The organism is Salinibacterium sp. SWN248 (assembly GCF_015864575.1).
Taxonomy (GTDB): domain Bacteria; phylum Actinomycetota; class Actinomycetes; order Actinomycetales; family Microbacteriaceae; genus Rhodoglobus.
On sequence record NZ_JADYWW010000001.1, the window covers coordinates 1,624,291 to 1,641,451 of the forward strand.

Annotated in this window: 14 protein-coding genes; 6 read left to right on the forward strand and 8 right to left on the reverse strand. The window is 59.5% G+C overall.

Annotation, left to right across the window (positions count from 1 at the left end):
* Position 1: 1 nt before the first annotated feature.
* The 3 genes from sucB to I6E73_RS07775 all read right to left on the reverse strand — a co-directional run bounded on the left by sucB (position 2) and on the right by I6E73_RS07775 (position 4,533).
* On the reverse strand, positions 2-1,513 hold the full coding sequence (gene sucB / locus I6E73_RS07765; RefSeq protein ID WP_197124370.1) for a 2-oxoglutarate dehydrogenase, E2 component, dihydrolipoamide succinyltransferase: 1,512 nt from the start codon (positions 1,511-1,513) through the stop codon (positions 2-4).
* A gap of 59 nt (positions 1,514-1,572) precedes the next feature.
* A complete protein-coding gene (gene lpdA / locus I6E73_RS07770) occupies positions 1,573-2,946 on the reverse strand; it encodes a dihydrolipoyl dehydrogenase (protein WP_197124372.1) in 1,374 nt (457 codons plus the stop codon).
* Between the two features lie 99 nt (positions 2,947-3,045).
* Positions 3,046-4,533: a leucyl aminopeptidase gene (locus I6E73_RS07775; protein ID WP_197124374.1), complete on the reverse strand. Its 1,488-nt coding sequence runs from the start codon at positions 4,531-4,533 to the stop codon at positions 3,046-3,048.
* Between the two features lie 101 nt (positions 4,534-4,634).
* Here I6E73_RS07775 and I6E73_RS07780 point away from each other — a divergent pair, with 101 nt between their 5' ends.
* The 3 genes from I6E73_RS07780 to I6E73_RS07790 all read left to right on the forward strand — a co-directional run bounded on the left by I6E73_RS07780 (position 4,635) and on the right by I6E73_RS07790 (position 7,829).
* Entirely contained in the window at positions 4,635-5,570 is a 936-nt protein-coding gene (locus tag I6E73_RS07780; RefSeq protein WP_197109881.1) for a proteasome assembly chaperone family protein, read from the forward strand.
* A 212-nt stretch (positions 5,571-5,782) separates the two neighbouring features.
* The gene (locus tag I6E73_RS07785; RefSeq protein ID WP_197124376.1) at positions 5,783-7,123 is read left to right on the forward strand and encodes an RNA polymerase sigma factor; all 1,341 of its coding nucleotides are present in this window, start codon (positions 5,783-5,785) and stop codon (positions 7,121-7,123) included.
* 7 nt (positions 7,124-7,130) lie between these two features.
* Positions 7,131-7,829 carry a coenzyme F420-0:L-glutamate ligase gene (locus I6E73_RS07790; RefSeq protein ID WP_197124378.1) on the forward strand — a complete coding sequence of 233 codons (699 nt, stop codon included), beginning with the start codon at positions 7,131-7,133 and terminating at the stop codon, positions 7,827-7,829.
* Positions 7,830-7,885: 56 nt separating this feature from the next.
* On the opposite strand, the gene I6E73_RS07795 is transcribed toward I6E73_RS07790, so the two are convergent.
* Positions 7,886-8,887, reverse strand: a complete 1,002-nt coding sequence (locus tag I6E73_RS07795) for a sugar-transfer associated ATP-grasp domain-containing protein (protein ID WP_197124380.1) — start codon at positions 8,885-8,887, stop codon at positions 7,886-7,888.
* Positions 8,888-8,960: 73 nt separating this feature from the next.
* The gene (locus I6E73_RS07800) at positions 8,961-9,179 is read right to left on the reverse strand and encodes a hypothetical protein (RefSeq protein ID WP_197105747.1); all 219 of its coding nucleotides are present in this window, start codon (positions 9,177-9,179) and stop codon (positions 8,961-8,963) included.
* Positions 9,180-9,394: 215 nt separating this feature from the next.
* On the opposite strand from I6E73_RS07800, the gene I6E73_RS07805 reads away from it, so the two are divergent.
* Positions 9,395-11,473: a type IIA DNA topoisomerase subunit B gene (locus I6E73_RS07805; RefSeq protein ID WP_197124382.1), complete on the forward strand. Its 2,079-nt coding sequence runs from the start codon at positions 9,395-9,397 to the stop codon at positions 11,471-11,473.
* A gap of 140 nt (positions 11,474-11,613) precedes the next feature.
* Here I6E73_RS07805 and I6E73_RS07810 read toward each other — a convergent pair whose 3' ends face one another.
* A complete protein-coding gene (locus I6E73_RS07810; RefSeq protein WP_197124383.1) occupies positions 11,614-14,073 on the reverse strand; it encodes a DNA topoisomerase (ATP-hydrolyzing) subunit A in 2,460 nt (819 codons plus the stop codon).
* Positions 14,074-14,085: 12 nt separating this feature from the next.
* Between I6E73_RS07810 and I6E73_RS07815 the strand changes: the two genes are divergently transcribed.
* Positions 14,086-15,225 (forward strand): alkaline phosphatase family protein, encoded by a 1,140-nt coding sequence (locus I6E73_RS07815; protein WP_197124385.1) that lies wholly within the window; start codon positions 14,086-14,088, stop codon positions 15,223-15,225.
* Here I6E73_RS07815 and sepH read toward each other — a convergent pair.
* Positions 15,222-16,232, reverse strand: a complete 1,011-nt coding sequence (gene sepH, locus I6E73_RS07820; RefSeq protein ID WP_197124387.1) for a septation protein SepH — start codon at positions 16,230-16,232, stop codon at positions 15,222-15,224. The two genes, I6E73_RS07815 and sepH, sit on opposite strands and share 4 nt — an antisense overlap.
* 199 nt (positions 16,233-16,431) lie before the next feature.
* On the opposite strand from sepH, the gene I6E73_RS07825 reads away from it, so the two are divergent.
* Positions 16,432-16,725, forward strand: coding sequence for a DUF4193 domain-containing protein (locus I6E73_RS07825; protein WP_100389298.1), 294 nt, complete (start codon positions 16,432-16,434; stop codon positions 16,723-16,725).
* Here I6E73_RS07825 and I6E73_RS07830 read toward each other — a convergent pair.
* Positions 16,700-17,155, reverse strand: a complete 456-nt coding sequence (locus tag I6E73_RS07830) for a DUF3093 domain-containing protein (RefSeq protein ID WP_197105742.1) — start codon at positions 17,153-17,155, stop codon at positions 16,700-16,702. The genes I6E73_RS07825 and I6E73_RS07830 overlap by 26 nt on opposite strands.
* Between the last annotated feature and the right edge of the window lie 6 nt (positions 17,156-17,161).

Below are 17,161 nucleotides of genomic sequence, written 5' to 3' on the forward strand. Positions count from 1 at the left end.
GTTAAATTCCAAGCTTGTCAGCGAAGTCTCCGCCTTCGAGGCGGTTCTTCACGTCCACGAGGAAGCCAGCAGCGTCGGCTCCATCAACGATGCGGTGATCGTAGCTGAGCGCGAGGTAAACCATCGAACGGATGCCGATGGAATCACCGTTGGCATCGCTGATCACTACGGGCTTCTTGGTCACAATTCCGGTGCCGAGGATTGCCGACTGCGGCAAGAACACGATCGGAGTGTCGAAGAGAGCGCCACGTGAACCGGTGTTGGTTAGCGTGAACGTTCCGCCCGAAAGCTCGTCAGGGGTCAACTTGTTGTCGCGGGTGCGCTGAGCAAGATCTGCGATCTCGCCAGCAAGTCCTGCGATGTCGAGTGACGCAGCGTCGCGGATAACGGGCGTAAGCAATCCACGCTCGGTGTCCACGGCGATGCTCATGTTCTCCTGGGCGGGGTACACGATGGCATTGTCTTCAATCGTCGCGTTGATGATCGGGTGAACGGTCAACGCTTCTGCGGCAGCAAGGGCAAAGAACGGCAGGAACGAAAGCTTCGTGCCAGTCTTAGCCAAGAACTCGTCTTTCACAGAGTTGCGGTAGTTAGCAACTGCAGTGACGTCAACTTCAACGACGGAAGTGAGCTGAGCAGATGACTGCATAGAGAGAACGGCACGCTCGGCGATAACCTTGCGCAGTCGCGACATCGGAACGGTGGTTCCCCGCAGCGGCGAGACTTCCCGAGCTGCCGGAGCCGCGGCAGCAGGTGCCTCTGATTCAGCATCAGTTGCGGCTTCGCTTGCAGCGAGAACGTCCTGCTTGCGGATGCGACCGCCGACACCAGTTCCCGTAAGCGTGCTTACGTCGACGCCGCGCTCGTTTGCGAGCTTGCGCACGAGAGGAGTGAGGTATCCGGCTTGCGAGTCATCGCTGTCAGACGCTTCCTCGGCGGCGGGAGCAGACGCAGCGGGTGCTGCTTCGGCTGCAGGTGCAGCTTCAGCAGGGGCCTCGGGCGCGGCGACCGGCGCGGCAGCAGCAGCCGGAGCGGGAGCCGCTGATTCTGCGACGGGCTCGGCAACTGGCGCTTCAGGTGCAGCAGGCGCCTCGACGACGGGAGCGGGCTCGGCCGCGGGGGCGTCAGCAGCGGGTGCTGCAGCCTCTTCGGCGGGCGCTTCGGCGGGCGCTTCGGCGGCAGGTGCTGCAGCCTCTTCGGCGGGAGCCTCTGCTGCAGCGGGAGCCGCTTCGGCAGGTGCTTCCTCAGCGGCGGGAGCAGCATCTGCGCCGCCCGATCCGTCGCCGATTTTTACCAGCGCGGTGCCAACTTCTACTGTTTCGTCTTCGGCAACCAAGATCTCTTCGATGACTCCGGCAACGGGAGAAGGAATCTCCGTGTCGACCTTGTCAGTGGAGACCTCGAGCAGGGGCTCGTCAACCTCTACACGCTCGCCGACTTGCTTCAGCCAGCGGGTCACCGTGCCCTCGGTGACACTCTCTCCGAGTGCCGGAAGGTTAACGGATTCGCTCATCAGTACTGCTCCTTTGTGATGCTTGTCATCAATAGCTTAGTTCCGTGGTTAGGCGGAGCCTAGACCGCGTGCAGCGGCTTGCCGGCCAGAGCGAGGAATGCCTCGCCGAGAGCCTCGTTTTGGGTGGGGTGTGCGTGAAGCAACGGGGTGATGTCTTCGGGGTGTGCTTCCCAGTTGACGATCAATTGTGCTTCACCGATCAGTTCGCCAACGCGAGCTCCGATCATGTGAACTCCGACGACTGGACCGTCGACTACGCGAACGACCTTGATGGAACCGGCAGTGCCGATGATGGCGCTCTTGCCGTTTCCGCTGAGGTTGTAGTCGTAAGCCTTGACGTTGTCAGCGCCGTGAGCTTCGATAGCCTTTGCTTCGCTCAGGCCGATGGACGCTACCTCGGGGTCGCTGTAGGTGACCTTCGGAATGTGGAGGTCATCGATCACGATGGGCTTGAGGCCAGCGATTTCTTCGACAACGAAGATTCCTTGCTGGAATCCACGGTGAGCGAGCTGGAGGCCAGGAACGATGTCTCCGACGGCATAGACGCCAGGAACGTTGGTGGCGAGGCGCTCGTTCGTGAGAACGAAGCCGCGGTCCATCTCAATGCCGACTTCTTCGAAGCCGAGTCCAGCGGTCGACGGGCCACGGCCGACGGCAACGAGCAGGAGCTCGGCTTCGACTGTTTCGCCGTTTTCCAAAGTAACGACGACGCCGTCGTCGTTCTGCTCGACACTCTTGAAGCGAACGCCGGTGTGGAAGTTGATGCCACGACGGCGGAATGCTCGTTCGAACTGCTTGCTGACCGACTCGTCTTCCATGGGAACGAGGTGGGGGAGACCTTCAATAATGGTGACGTCGGCTCCCCAGCTCTTCCAGACGCTCGAGAATTCGACGCCGATGACGCCACCACCGAGCACTGCGACCTTCTTCGGAACGAAGTCGAGTTCAAGTGCCTGTTCGGAGGTGATGACGCGGCCACCGATTTCGAGCCCTGGCAGCGAGCGAGAGTAGGAGCCAGTCGCCAAAATGACGTTCTTGCCTACTACGGTGTCTTCGCCGACCTGAACGGTGTTGGGCGCGACGAGCTTGCCTTCGCCCTCGATGACGGTGATCCCGCGCATCTTGATGAGGCCCTGGAGCCCCTTGTACTTGCTCGCGACGATGTCTTGGCGGTACTTGGTTACCGCCGAGATGTCGATGCCGTCGAGCGTGGCGGTGACACCATATTTCGCTGCTTCGCGCGTCACGTCAGCGACTTCTGCGGAGTGCAAAAGTGCCTTAGTCGGGATGCAGCCCACGTGCAGGCAAGTGCCGCCGAGCTTGTTCTTCTCGATCAGGCCAACGGTCATCCCGAGTTCGGCGGCGCGCAACGCAGCTGCGTAGCCTCCGCTTCCTCCACCAAGAACGACAAGGTCAAAATTGTGCTCAGCCAATACAGCAGCTCCTCTGTAAGGAAATTTTTCGTCGGAACGCACTGTGTGTAGTCAGTGCGACCGGATGGTGCGGAAAGATCCCGCGTTTAAAAAACCTTACTACGGACGAGAAAATTCCTCGGCCAGTTCAATGAGTGTTCGAACACCGATTCCAGTGGCGCCCTTGCCCACGTAGCCCCAACCTCCGCCGCGGTTGTCTGATGGACCAGCGATATCGATGTGAGCCCACGGGATGGTTTCGGTGCTGTTCGGCCGCTTTCCTACGAAGTCTTTGAGGAACGCAGCGGCGATGAGCATGCCTCCAGCGGTGTTACCTGGTTTGATATTGGCGATATCGGCAATATCGGACGCGAGCAGCGGGCGGAGTTCAGGGCTAATCGGCATCGGCCAGAAGGGCTCGCCCACACGGTCCGCAACCGCGACCACTTGGTTGACGAGATCTTTATCGCCCATCGCGCCGGCGTAGCGGTTGCCCAAAGCGACAACGGCTGCACCGGTGAGCGTTGCAATGTCCACGATGGCGTCGGGGTTCTCTTCGCTGGCGGCGACCAGACCGTCAGCCATAACGAGTCGACCTTCGGCATCCGTGTTGAGAACTTCGACGGTCTTTCCGCCGCGGATTGTCAACACGTCATTCGGCCGGATTGCGCTGCCAGACGGCATGTTCTCGGCGAGGCAGAGCCACGCGGTCAAACGCACGTTGGTGCCGAGCTTCGCGCACGCTTCGACAACGGCCATGACAGTCGCTGCACCGCTCATGTCAAATTTCATGCCGATCATGCCGAGTCCAGGCTTGAGGGAGAGCCCGCCCGAATCGAACGTGATTCCCTTGCCAACAAGAGCGAGGTGCTTTGCGGAGTCAGAAGGGGTGTAGCTGATTTTTACGAGGCGAGGACCGCGAGTGGATCCTTGGCCGACTCCGAGAATTCCACCGAAGCCACCCTCCTCAAGTTCTTTCTCTGCGTAGACCTCGACCTCGACGTTGTCGAGCGACGCGAGTTCACTCGCACGATCGGCGAAGGTTTCGGGATAGAGCTCTCGGGGGGCCTCGTTGACCATGTCGCGAGTGACGTGCGTGGCATAAGCAATTACGGTCGCGCGTTCAATGAGCGCGGCATCCTCAATCGGGCTCACTACGGTGATGTCGGTTGCGAGCTTCTTGCTCGCTTCGGGAGTAGTTGAGCGGTAGGCATCATAGGAATAAGCGCCGATCGCAGCGCCCTCGAGTACAGCGAGCGTTTCCTCACTCGACTGCGCTCCGAGGGACAGAGTAATGTGCGGTGCCCCTCGCAATTGGCGAGCGGCTGAACCGGCGGCGTAACGCAAGGATTCGACGGTGGGGGAGGCATCTCCTAGACCGATGAAGGCGACTGCCGGAGCGGCGATGTCGGTGGCAGGAATGCGGTGAAGTTCGTCAGCGGCACCGGTCGCGCCAATGACGCTCAGGGCCTGCTCGAACGCTGCAAGTTGCGACGACGTGTCTACAAGCTTCGGCCCGGTGTCGGTTTTCACCACCCCGATAACGAGAACATCGGATTCAACTTCGGAGGCGGGCACGGTGGACAAGTGCAACGTAGCAACGGTCATGTCCTCATGATAACCAGCATCCGCCTTCGTGTTCGCTAGGAGCTTGACGCTGTGGAGCCGAAACAGAAGGATGCCATCGCACCCGCGATTAGAGTGGAGGCATGCGAGATCCAGCCGGTTTATATGACATCGCCACCGATGTTGCTGGGGTGCCGCGCGGTCTTCCTCTTGTAGCGGGACTCACGGGCTTTGCGGATGCCGGTGGTGCCGTCAGTCAAGTGAGCCAATATCTGCTCGACACCCTTGAACGCACCGTTGTCGCATCGTTCGACAATGATGCTCTCCTGGATTACCGAGCGCGTCGTCCCACGATCTATTTTGATCAGGACCATTTGAGTGACTACCGTCCAGCCAAGCTCGAGCTTTACTTGGCGAAGGATGAGCTGGGGCAGCCCTTCCTGCTTCTCACGGGTTACGAACCTGACTTCCAGTGGGAGCGATTCTCGGCAGCAGTGCTGAGGCTCATTTCGAAGCTCGACGTTAAATCGACCACGTGGCTGAGTTCCATCCCGATGCCGGTGCCGCACACGCGCAGCATCGGAGTCACCGTGAGTGGCAATCGCTCGGAGCTGATCGACTCACTTTCAGTGTGGAAGCCCCACACTCAGGTGCCTGCTAACGCAATGCATGTGATTGAGTACCGCTTGCAGGAGATCGGGCATCCCGTCGCCGGTTTCGTGCTTCTCATTCCGCACTACCTTGCCGACACCGAATGGCCGACCGCTGCCGTAACGGCGCTCGAGAGTGTGAGTGCTGCAACCGGATTGATCTTCCCCACGGATCGCCTTCGTGAAGAAGGGCGCGCATTCGTGGCAAAGATTGATGGTCAGGTTGAGAGCAACCAAGAACTTGCTCGCCTAGTAGGAACGTTGGAAGAGCGACACGACAACTACATGGAGGAGAACCCCATGCGGTCGCCGTTGACTGATGAGGCGGGTGAGCTGCCTTCAGCAGACGAAATCGCCGCCGAGTTGCAGAAGTTCCTTGCCATCAAACGCGCTGGTGACACTGACGGCACCTCTGGTCTCCCTTTGTAGTACCCGCGGTGTTCCGCATCCGCGACTCTCACCGCGGGGGCTAAGGGCGTTCGCTTTGCTCCGTCACCCGCATGGTGCGAAGCATGAGAAAAGCGTGGCATAATAGGAGTAAGACCCGGTCTTGTTTCTAGATCTGTTTCGCCATGCGGTGAGATGGGCGGAGACTTGACATGGGTCTTAGTACTGCCCGAAAACCTCAGAAAGGTGTTCAGATGGCGACCCGAACGAAGGCTGCAGAGTCCGCACCCGCAGCAAAGAAGGCTCCTGCTAAAGCAGCCACAAAGGCTGGCACGCGCAGTAAAGCTGCCGCTGCAGTCGAAGAAGTAGCCCCCGACGCAGAAGGCGCCGAGAGCACGACTACTAAGGCAACGACGAAGAAAGCTGCGACGACGAAGTCGACTGCTGCTGCGTCAACCGCCAAGAAGCCTGCCGCCAAAAAGCCGGCGACGAGGAGCAAAAAGGCAGCCGCAGCTGCAGCTGCTGAAATCGTTGAGGCAGACGGCGAAGAGGCGAAGGCCGAAGACGAGCAAGAAGAAAAGTCAACGAGTAAAGACGAGGCGTTGCCCACAGGTGCGCTCGTTCTTTCGCTCGTCGATGACGAAGACGAAGTTCCTGTCTACTCGGCAGCCATTACTGGCGCTACCGCCGACCCTGTCAAGGATTACCTGAAGCAAATCGGTAAGGTTGCTCTGCTCAACGCCGCTCAAGAAGTTGAGCTCGCGATGCGCATTGAGGCCGGCCTCTTCGCTGAAGACAAGCTTTCACAAATGGCCCCCGGTGAAGTGCGTTCGACTCTCGGTCGAGAACTTCAGTGGGTAGCTAAAGATGGTCAGCGCGCCAAGAGCCACTTGCTCGGCGCCAACCTCCGCCTCGTCGTATCGCTCGCTAAGCGTTACACCGGTCGCGGCATGCAGTTCCTTGACCTCATTCAAGAGGGCAACTTGGGCCTGATTCGTGCAGTCGAGAAGTTTGATTACACCAAGGGCTTCAAGTTCTCGACCTATGCAACGTGGTGGATCCGTCAGGCCATTACACGTGCCATGGCAGACCAGGCTCGCACCATTCGTATTCCTGTGCACATGGTCGAGGTCATCAACAAGCTTGCTCGCGTTCAGCGCCAGATGCTTCAGGACCTTGGTCGCGAACCTACCCCCGAAGAGCTGTCGCGTGAGCTCGACATGACGCCAGAAAAGGTCGTCGAGGTTCAGAAGTACGGCCGCGAGCCCATCTCGCTTCACACACCGCTTGGTGAAGACGGTGACAGTGAGTTCGGTGACCTTATCGAAGACACTGAAGCAGTTGTTCCGGCGGATGCTGTGGGCTTCACGATGCTGCAGAAGCAGCTTGAAAGCCTTCTCGATTCCCTTTCGGAGCGCGAAGCCGGGGTTATCCGCATGCGTTTCGGCCTGGGCGACGGAATGCCCAAGACTCTCGACCAGATCGGCGACACGTTCGGCGTAACTCGCGAACGCATCCGTCAGATCGAGTCCAAGACGATGGCGAAATTGCGCCACCCGTCACGCTCGCAGTCACTGCGCGACTACCTCGAATAGGCCAATAATGGGTGCTGAAGCGAACGCTGGAAAGAGTCTCACTGTTGAGGTTGATGGAGCCGTCTATGAACGGCTTCCCATCAAGACTCGATTGGTGGTTCGTGAAGACGACATCGTTCAGGTCGTATCGGAGTACGCTTCGTCTGTCGTGCAGGATGGCGACCTGCTTTTCGTGACCGAGAAAATCGTGGGCATCACTCAGGGTCGGGCCTACCCGATCTCTGAGGTCGAGCCACGCAAGCTTGCGACCTTCCTCTCGAAGTACGTTACGAAAACGTCGCACGGTATCGGTCTCGGCATGCCAGAGACGATGGAGATGGCGTTGAGGGAGTGCGGAACGCCGCGCATCCTGTTCGCGGCTGCTGTCGCAGCGGTGACCAAGCTTGTGGGTCGACGTGGCGACTTCTATCGCATTGCCGGGCCCAAGGCTCGTGCGATCGATGGTCCGACGAAGAACACCATTCCGCCTTACAACTCGCACGTGGTGCTCGGCCCGGCGCGTCCAGACGGTGTCGCGAAAGACATCAAGGTCGCTCTCGGTCGCAACATTGAGGTTCTCGTCGTAGATATTAATGACTTCGGTGGCAACATCCTCGGGTCAACGACAACCAAGGCCAACAACGCGCTCGCGCTCAAGGTATTGAAAGACAACCCTCTGGGGCAAGATCACCAAAGTACGCCGCTTGGCGTCATCCGTCGGGCTTAGCAACACTTCAGCACCAACCAGCCACCGCAAGGTGAACTGGCCGGGGGAGTAATGCCCTAGAAGTCGATGACTTCGCGGAACTTGGGCAACAGGCCTGTCTTGATTCCAGTGAGGCTCGGCTTCATCTGAAAGACGCCAGTGTTGTAGTTGCCCTCGATGATTGCCGGTCCGTTTGGCGTGATCGCGACGTCCCACCCGACATAGGGGATTTCTGGGATGATGCGGCTGACCGTGTCGAGCATGGCGAGCACTTCGTCGTACAGCGGAACCTGAAACCCCACGATCGGGGTGCCGGTCTGGGGATGCACGGTGAAGGTGTTGGCGTACTTGTCGAAGGCGCCGTAGTTCGCAATTCCGGTCTTTTCGTCGAGCACGGTGTACATGCCACCGCGACCATAATTGTCAACGTCGGCGCCATTGCCCATTCGCAGCACGGCTTCCATTACGTGCACGTCGGTGCCATCGAAAAAGGTGATCATCCGCAACGAGTTCACGCTGGTGGGGCAGAGTGCAGACATCCCGGGGTGCTGCTTGAGAAACGCTTCGACCAGGAACTGGCGCTTGTCCATGAGCTCTCGGTACAGAGCATGCGCGTCAGCGAGATCGTCGCCGCCGTGCTTTTCGATGCCGGCACCGCTCATGCTGTCGACAACCTTCACCATGATGGGGTCATGGTGCGCGACGAACTCGACGAAGTCAGCTTCGGAAGCCGTTCTCAAGTCGAGCCAGGCTCGACCAAGCCACTTGTCGAAAGTGGTGTTGAAGGTCGGCTTGTCATAGAAACGTTCGCGGTACTCGCGCTGGTTGTACTTCACAACGATGGAGTTGGCGTTGCCGCTCGTAATCCACGTGCGGCGTTCAGCACGACTGAGAACGTTGAATTCGAACTCTTCGTAGTCGAGGTAGCCCGCTTGGTAGACAAGGGAACACCACACCATGTCCAGCAGGATCGCAAATACGGGCGTACCGCTGCGTTTACTGATTGCTCGCGCGACGGCGAGCATGTTTGATACGTCGAGCGAGATAAGTCGCGACACGTAGTGCCGGATGCGCTTCACAGTTCTCCTACGAAGGTCATACCGACACACGTGTCGGCGGCGAGCAAACTATCTGATGATGCTCAACGCTACGTTACGCATTCAGACGGCTGGACTCGTCGTGCCACTTAATCGCTGTCGGGAACAGCTTGTCTTTGAATTTGGCGCCGTGGTGGGCGCAAAAGAGAAGATCGCCACTGGCGAGCGTCGCGCGGATATATGCCTGCGCGCCACAACTGTCACAGCGGTCAGCCGCCGTGAGGGTGTAGTCCATCTCATCGACTGGGGTGTCTTCGGTTGCAATGTTCGACATGGCCTACTCCTTCTTGCTTGCGGTTGTTATTCCGTACGCCTATACAAGCATGGGTGCCTGAAGATTCTTCCTACATTGCGGGCATTTCGCTCAGCGCGTAGCGCGGTTGACGGCTGGCGGTGTGCACGGGGCAGCGGGTGTCGGTGAGCAGCAATGTCGGGCGGAGAACGTACTCTAGAAGATGGCCTTCCGTCGTCAAACCCTAGGAGATCACTATGGCGAGCTCTGACTACTCAGCCCGTCACCTGTCCGTACTCGAAGGGCTTGAAGCCGTTCGTAAACGTCCGGGTATGTACATCGGCTCCACCGACTCCCGCGGGCTCATGCATTGCCTGTGGGAGATCATCGACAACTCGGTGGACGAGGCGCTCGATGGGCACGGTTCAGAGATCAATGTCATCCTGCACGCCGACGAAAGCGTTGAGGTCCGCGACAAGGCCCGTGGCATCCCTGTCGATGTTGAGCCCAAGACAGGTCTCACCGGCGTCGAAGTGGTTTTCACCAAGCTGCACGCGGGCGGAAAGTTCGGTTCGGGCTCCTATGCCGCATCTGGCGGGCTCCACGGAGTGGGCGCTTCGGTTGTGAATGCCCTTTCGGAGCGACTCGACGTCGAAGTCGACCGCAATGGCAAGACCTACGCGATGTCGTTCCATCGCGGCGAGCCAGGCACTTTCGCCGATACAGGTGAACCAACTCCGGATGCTCCGTTCAGCCCCTACGTGTCGGGCAGCGAACTGCGCGTTATTGGCAAGGTTCCCAAGGGGCGTACTGGCACAAGAGTGCGCTACTGGGCTGATCGCCAAATCTTTACGAAGGGCGCGAGTTTCCAGTCTGAGGGGCTGATCGACCGCCTACGCCAGACCGCGTTTCTGGTTCCTAACCTCACCCTGAATGTGTCAGATGAGCGTGGTGAAGAACCCATCCGCGAATCGTTCTCGTTCGAGGGCGGCATCTCTGAGTTCGTTGAGCATCTGGCCGTTGATCCACCCATCACCGACATTTGGCGCCTCACAGGATCCGGCGGGTTCACTGAGAGTGTGCCGGTGCTGCAAGACAATGGCCACATGGTTTCCACCGAGGTCTCCCGCGACTGCGTCGTGGATGTTGCACTGCGCTGGGGCACCGGCTACGACACCGTGATCAAAAGCTTCGTCAACATTATTGCGACGCCCAAGGGCGGAACGCACCTCGCAGGGTTCGAGCAAAGCCTGCTCAAGTTCTTGCGTGCCGAAACGGAGAAGAACGCTCGTCGCCTGAAGCTCGGTAACGACAAGCTCGATAAGGATGATGTGCTCGCGGGCCTCACGGTCGTGTTGACCGTTCGTCTTCCTGAGCCGCAGTTCGAGGGGCAGACCAAAGAGATCCTAGGTACACCCGCGGTACGGGCGATTGTCGCCAAGGTGGTGGCGGCCGCGCTCTCCGTGCGCTTTACGTCAACCAAGCGCGATGACAAGTCACAGGCAGCGCTAGTGCTCGACAAGGTCGTCGCCGAAATGAAGTCGCGCATTTCTGCGCGCGCTCACAAGGAAACTCAGCGTCGCAAGAACGCGCTTGAAAGCTCGAGTCTTCCCGCCAAACTTGTTGACTGCCGCTCCAACGATGTCGCAAACAGCGAATTGTTTATCGTCGAGGGTGACTCGGCGCTCGGCACAGCGAAGCTCGGCCGCGATAGCGAATACCAGGCCCTTTTGCCCATTCGAGGCAAGATTCTCAACGTCCAAAAAGCATCCATCAGCGACATGTTGTCGAATGCGGAGTGTGCGTCGATCATCCAAGTCATTGGAGCTGGTTCGGGGCGTAGCTTCGATTTGTCGACAGCGCGCTATGGCAAGGTCATCATCATGGCCGATGCAGACGTCGACGGCGCTCATATCCGCACGCTGCTGCTTACGCTCTTCTTCCGCTACATGCCCGACATGATTCGCGACGGGCGGGTGTACGCCGCAGTGCCGCCACTGCACCGCGTCGTCGTAATCAATCCGGGCTCTAAGCCCAACGAGACTATTTACACGTATTCCGAAAAGGAACTCAACGGCGTGCTCGCCGGGCTCAAGAAATCGGGCAAGCGCTATCAGGATCCTATCCAGCGCTACAAGGGCCTCGGTGAGATGGATGCCGACCAGCTGGCAACCACCACAATGGATCGCAATAACCGCGTACTCCGTCGTGTGAATATTTCGGATGCCGAGAGCGCGGGAAGTGTTTTCGAGCTTCTGATGGGCAACGAAGTTGCTCCGCGCAAGGAGTTCATCATTCAGGGGCAGGGTCTCGACCGGGACCGCATCGACATTTAGTTGCCAAGCGGATGCGGGGCGTCGTCGACGGCCCGGCACTGATGGTGAACGAAGCAGCGAGAGGGCTGCCCTCTGAATCAATCAGGTGGCAGCCCTCTCGGACGTGCGGCTGTGTCTGTTGCTGCTCGGAGCCAGCGGTCCTACGGCGTAGTGCCGATGGACCCGATGACGCTGTCGAGTGGCATGCCTGAGCCGTCTCGCTTGGTACGTTCGGTCGGCAGCTGGCGCACGGCACCATCCGGGCCGACCGCCGTTGCCGGGACTGCTCCGACCCACGCCAGGGTGAGCACATCTTCGCCCTTGAGCAGAGAATGCGCCCGCACTCCGCCGGTGCCGCGGCCTTTTGCTGGGAACTGGGAAAACTCACTGAGCTTCACCCGGCCCGGATCTGTGCCCGGGATAGTGACGCTTGAGCCTGAGATCGTGACGGCAACGTTTTCGGAGTCAGCATCCAGTGCGTCGAAGAAGATTACTTCGGCACCAGAACTGACCCGCACACCTGCCATGCCGCCGGCGCTCAGCCCCTGAGGGCGAACAGCGGACGCCGCAAAGTGCAGCAGTTGAGTGTCGGAGGTGACAAACGTTAGCTCTGCGTCGTCGGCGCTGTGAGCCGCACCCACGAGTTCGTCTCCCGGCTTGAGCGAGATGATCTCGAAGTCCGGTTTTGACGGCCAGATGCCCGGTGTGACGCGTTTGACGGTGCCTTGGCGAGTAGCGAGAGCAACGGGCTGATCACTCTCTAGCGACACAATCGCCAACACACGATCTTTCTTGTCGAGCGTCAAGTACTCACTAATCTTGGCACCGGCACCGAGCTGAACAGAACTCGTTGGCACGTTGGGTAGGTCTATTGCAGTGAAGCGGATGAGTCGGCCGCGGTTCGTGATCGCACCGATCTCAGTGCGGCTTGTCGTTGTCACGCGCGAACGGATTGCGTCGTGCTTCGATCGACGTGACCCGGCCAAAACGGTGTCGCCCTCGCTGATTCCGACTCGAATGATTCGACCTGTTGTCGAGAGCAGCACCACGCACGGCTCGTCGGCGATCTCAAGCACTGGCTGGTTCTTGCGCGCAGCTGCACGTGATGTTGTGGCGATGGAGGCAGGAGCTTCTGTCAGCAGCGTGCGTCGCGGTGTTCCAAATTTCTCCGCCACGGCGTCGAGTTCGTTTCCGACGAGTGCTCGGATGAGAGTCTCATCGGCGAGCAAGGCCTGAAGTCGAGCGATCTCGGCTCGAAGTTTCTCTGCCTCGGCTTCCAGCTCGATGCGGCTGAATTTGGTGAGTCGACGCAGGCGCAGCTCAAGAATGTACTCGGCTTGCAACTCGCTCAGATCAAAGACCTCGCGCAGGCGTGTGCGAGCTTGATCGCTGTCGTCACTCTGACGAATGACCTGGATCACTTCGTCGATGTCGACGATCGCGATCAGCAAGCCTTCGACCAAGTGCAGGCGTTCGAGGTGACGAGCAAGGCGATACTTGCTTCGACGAGTGACCACCTGAAGGCGGTGCTTCAAAAAGACTTCCAGCAGGGCTTTCAGCCCGAGCGTCTGCGGGCGCCCATCGACGAGAGTGACCGCATTGATGCTGAAGTTGTCTTCGAGCGGAGTCAGGCGGTAAAGCTGCTCGAGTACGGCATCCGGACTGAAACCGGTCTTGATGCCAATGACGAGGCGCAGCCCGTGGTTACGGTCGGTGAGATCTGTGACATCAGAGATGCCGACAATTTTCTTGTTGTTGACGCCATCCTTGATCTTTTCAATGACGCGTTCGGGGCCAACCAAGTACGGCAGCTCGGTAACGACGAGTCCCATCTTGCGGGCAGTGATTGACTCCACGGTTACGGTGGCACGAGTCTTGAATGCACCACGACCGTTCGCGTAGGCGTCTTTTACGCCGCTGAGGCCAATGATCCTTCCTCCGGTGGGGAGGTCGGGGCCGGGCACAAACTGCATCAGCTCTTCGAGCGTGGCGTCGGGGTGCGCGAGCAGATGCCGCGCCGCCCCCACGACCTCAATGAGATTGTGCGGTGCCATATTGGTGGCCATACCAACAGCGATACCGCTGGCGCCATTGACCAAAAGGTTGGGGAAGGCTGCGGGCAACACTTCGGGCTGCGTAGTCGAGTTGTCGTAGTTGGGAACGAAGTCGACAACGTCTTCATCGAGATCGTCCGTCATGGCGATCGCGGACGCTTGCAGGCGTGCTTCGGTGTACCGCGGTGCAGCGGGGCCGTCATCCAGCGAACCAAAGTTGCCGTGGCCATCGATGAGGGGCACTCGCAGGATGAAACTCTGCGTCAGACGCACCATGGCGTCATAAATGGAGGCATCACCGTGTGGGTGCAGCTTTCCCATGACGTCGCCAACAACGCGAGACGACTTGACGTGGCCCTTTTCGGGGCGCAGGCCCATCTCGCTCATTTGGTAGAGGATGCGCCGTTGCACGGGCTTCAAACCATCGCGGGCATCGGGAAGGGCGCGCGAGTAAATGACGGAGTACGCGTACTCCAAAAACGAGCCCTGCATCTCAGTCGTGACATCGATGTCTTCGATGCGTTCGCCGGCGGGGGAGTCTGGGGTGGGTTTCGTGGGAGTAGCCATAGGATTGCTCTAATGTTACCGGCGCTCAACCCAGACTCAGCGAACCTTACCGATGTGTTGTCAAGTTCATTCCAGGCAATTGCGGGCGAGGAGAATCGGCTGAGCCTGCCTCCCGTGCGCCACGCCGTCGTGTTGCTCGTCGACGGCCTCGGCGCGCATAACCTCAAGGCCCGTGTGGGGCACGCGAGAACTCTGGCCGGTGCGTTCTCAAAGAGTGCCGTTATCCAGTCGGGATTCCCCACCACCACCGCGGCGGCAATAGCGAGCCTGACGACAGGCCAGCGAGCAGGACAGCATGGACTGGTGGGATACAGCGTTCTCGATGCAGGCAACGATCGTGTTATCAATCAACTCTCGGGATGGGATTCCCGCATCGACCCGGCGACGTGGCAGCGGGTGCCGACTTTGTTCGAGCGCGCTACGGAGCGCGGTTTCACTGCGGTGGCGGTCGGAGCCGCTCGCTACCGAGCTTCGGGCTTCACTCACGCGGTCTTGCGCGGTGCACGGTATGTCGCAGCGGGTTCCCTCGCCGAGCGGCTGCGTGTAGCCGTAGCGGTGGGGCACGCCAGCGCCGAGCCGTCACTCACCTATGTCTATGCGCCAGAACTCGATATGGCAGGTCATGCCAATGGCTGGCAATCACCCCAGTGGACGCATGCGCTCGAGTCTCTTGACTCTGCGTTGGCGAGTGCCGTGCGCGAACTCACTTTCGACCAAGGGCTTCTGGTCACCGCCGATCACGGAATGATCGATGTGCCTCATGAGTCACACGTGTTATTCGACACAGCCCCTGAACTGCTCGACGGCGTCGCCTACGTTGCGGGGGAGCCGCGCTGCCTTCAGCTGCACCTCGCGCCCGAGCTCGCTGCAACAGAGCGAGCGGCGGTGCTTGATCGGTGGCAGCAGGCTGAGGGGCAACGTTCGTGGGTCACGAGCCGCGACGCTGCGATCGCTGCGGGGTGGTTCGGTGAAGTACACCCCGAAGTCACGCCACGTATCGGCGACATTATTGTCGCCGCACGCAAGGGGATCGCGTACTACGACTCCCGCGTAACTAACAACGCTGGTCGAAAAATGGTCGGACAGCATGGATCTTGGTCAGACGAAGAGCTTCGTGTTCCGCTACTGAGATTCGGCGCCTTCGCTCGCTAAGCGGGGTCTTCGTCTGGCTTCGTTCCGAAGACGATGTCGTCCCAGCTCGGCATAGCAACCCTGCGGCGCCGTGATTTCGCTGTCGGCTGGGGTGCGGTTGCTTGCGGCGGCGCTGGTGCATCGCGGCGTTGCTCTGCGGCGGGCGGATCAAGCAGGCGCATCGATGGCTCGGAACCGGATGGGGGGCTCGACTCGTCATCGTCGGATTCAAAGTTGGCCGGCTCACGTTCGCCGCGGCGACGGCGGAGAGCATCGAGCAAGTCTGCCGTCTGGTTGCCGACACCCGCTTCAGCGCTGCGGTCGCGCATTACAGGAAGTTCCGCTGGCTTGATGGGGGCGGGCTCGTCGTGGAGTTCATCAACGTCGAATGCTCCGCTGTCGAAGCGTGCGGCATCCGTATTTCCCTCAGCGGGCGCAACGGCGCGAAGTCGGGGGATAAGCGCACCGGTCGATTCGCCCTGCTGCGAGAGAGTCTTAGCTTCGTTATTGAGCGGAACAAGAGATTGACGCTTCGGGTCGTACTGCCAACGCGCGTCGTGATCGATGCTGTTCGAGCTGAACGAAAGCTTGACTGTCCAACCATTCTCAGGATCTTTCCAGCTAGCCCAACGCTCGTCGGCGGCGTTGACATCCACAAGTCGTTCGCGGATAGCGGATCCGAAGGTGCGTGACGACGTCAGCGAGTCAGTTTCGCCCGCGACATGGACCGGCACCCCGAGCGCAGATTTGACGACGAACTCGCGTTCAGCGACGACAGGCCCCTCGAAGCGCTCGATGTAATCGATGTCGGCTCCCGTAAGGCTCGCAACGTCCTGGGCGGACATTCCTGCCCGGATATGCGCCTGAATCTCACGGGGAGCAAGCTTGGGGCCGCTGCCTGTCTGGGCTCGGCTCTGTCGCAGACGTGACTGCAACACGTTGTCAACGGCGAGACGGAAGCGAGTTCCGTCATTGCTCGACACGATCAGCGCACCGTCTTGTACTTCGATTACCCGAAGGTCTTCCATAGTGAACTTCTCCAGCCCTCACGATTCCCTTTAGGGTCGCATGCATTGAGTGGTTTATATGGGAATAACACGCCTCCATGAACAGTTATCACAGGCGCTGCACAGTGATGCAGAATTGGCGGTTTGCAATTCGTCTCGCTTTCATGGAGACTGTGCCCGCCGATTCCGGTGATTCAACGTAAAAAAGAAGTGGATGGGCATGGCCACCGACTACGACGCACCTCGTAAGACCGACGACGACTCCGAGTCGATCGAGGCTCTTAAAGAGCGTGTTCCTGACAAAATGTCGGGCTCGGTTGACGTCGACGATTCAGACAACCCGGCGAACTTTGAGCTTGCCGGCGCAGACCTTTCTGACCTGGACCTCGATGTGGTCGTTCTGCCTCCTCAGGCGGACGAATTCACTTGCGTGAGCTGCTTCCTCGTGAAGCACCGCTCGCAGGTCGACCACACAACCAAGCTGGGCGCTATTTGCCTGGAGTGCGCAGCCTAGACTGCGCGATTGCTCCAGCTAACAATTCGGGAGTGCGACTCGACAACAACCAATACGGTGTCGGGTCGCTCTCATCGAGTAGCTCAAGTTTGACCACGGGCGAGACCCACCCTCGGATCATCAGCCAGGCACGCGCATCCAGTCGCTGCCCGCGTTCGAGCGTCGCTTCGTCACCGGTGTAACTCGTGACTTCGCCGATGATGGCTATCGGCAGCCGGGCACTTCCCGCACGAAGCTCCTTGTCGTCGACAGTGATCTTTGGTGCAGACCACAGCAGGAACAGCACGATCCCGATGTAGAGCACTGCTGCGGTGATGTATCCCACAAAGATATTGATCGGCAGGAACACCAAAATGCTCGCGGGAATGATGAGTGCGGTGCTGATGTAGAGCCACGCTGTGGGCCACAAGCGTTCACGGTAGTAAGTCACTCATCC

Coding starts and splice junctions, on each gene's coding strand:
- sucB (WP_197124370.1), bottom strand. CDS start 1,513: ATGAGCGAATCCGTTAACCTTCCGGCACTCGGAGAGAGTGTCACCGAG.
- I6E73_RS07775 (WP_197124374.1), bottom strand. CDS start 4,533: ATGACCGTTGCTACGTTGCACTTGTCCACCGTGCCCGCCTCCGAAGTT.
- I6E73_RS07780 (WP_197109881.1), top strand. CDS start 4,635: ATGCGAGATCCAGCCGGTTTATATGACATCGCCACCGATGTTGCTGGG.
- I6E73_RS07785 (WP_197124376.1), top strand. CDS start 5,783: ATGGCGACCCGAACGAAGGCTGCAGAGTCCGCACCCGCAGCAAAGAAG.
- I6E73_RS07790 (WP_197124378.1), top strand. CDS start 7,131: ATGGGTGCTGAAGCGAACGCTGGAAAGAGTCTCACTGTTGAGGTTGAT.
- I6E73_RS07800 (WP_197105747.1), bottom strand. CDS start 9,179: ATGTCGAACATTGCAACCGAAGACACCCCAGTCGATGAGATGGACTAC.
- I6E73_RS07805 (WP_197124382.1), top strand. CDS start 9,395: ATGGCGAGCTCTGACTACTCAGCCCGTCACCTGTCCGTACTCGAAGGG.
- I6E73_RS07810 (WP_197124383.1), bottom strand. CDS start 14,073: ATGGCTACTCCCACGAAACCCACCCCAGACTCCCCCGCCGGCGAACGC.
- I6E73_RS07815 (WP_197124385.1), top strand. CDS start 14,086: ATGTTACCGGCGCTCAACCCAGACTCAGCGAACCTTACCGATGTGTTG.
- sepH (WP_197124387.1), bottom strand. CDS start 16,232: ATGGAAGACCTTCGGGTAATCGAAGTACAAGACGGTGCGCTGATCGTG.
- I6E73_RS07825 (WP_100389298.1), top strand. CDS start 16,432: ATGGCCACCGACTACGACGCACCTCGTAAGACCGACGACGACTCCGAG.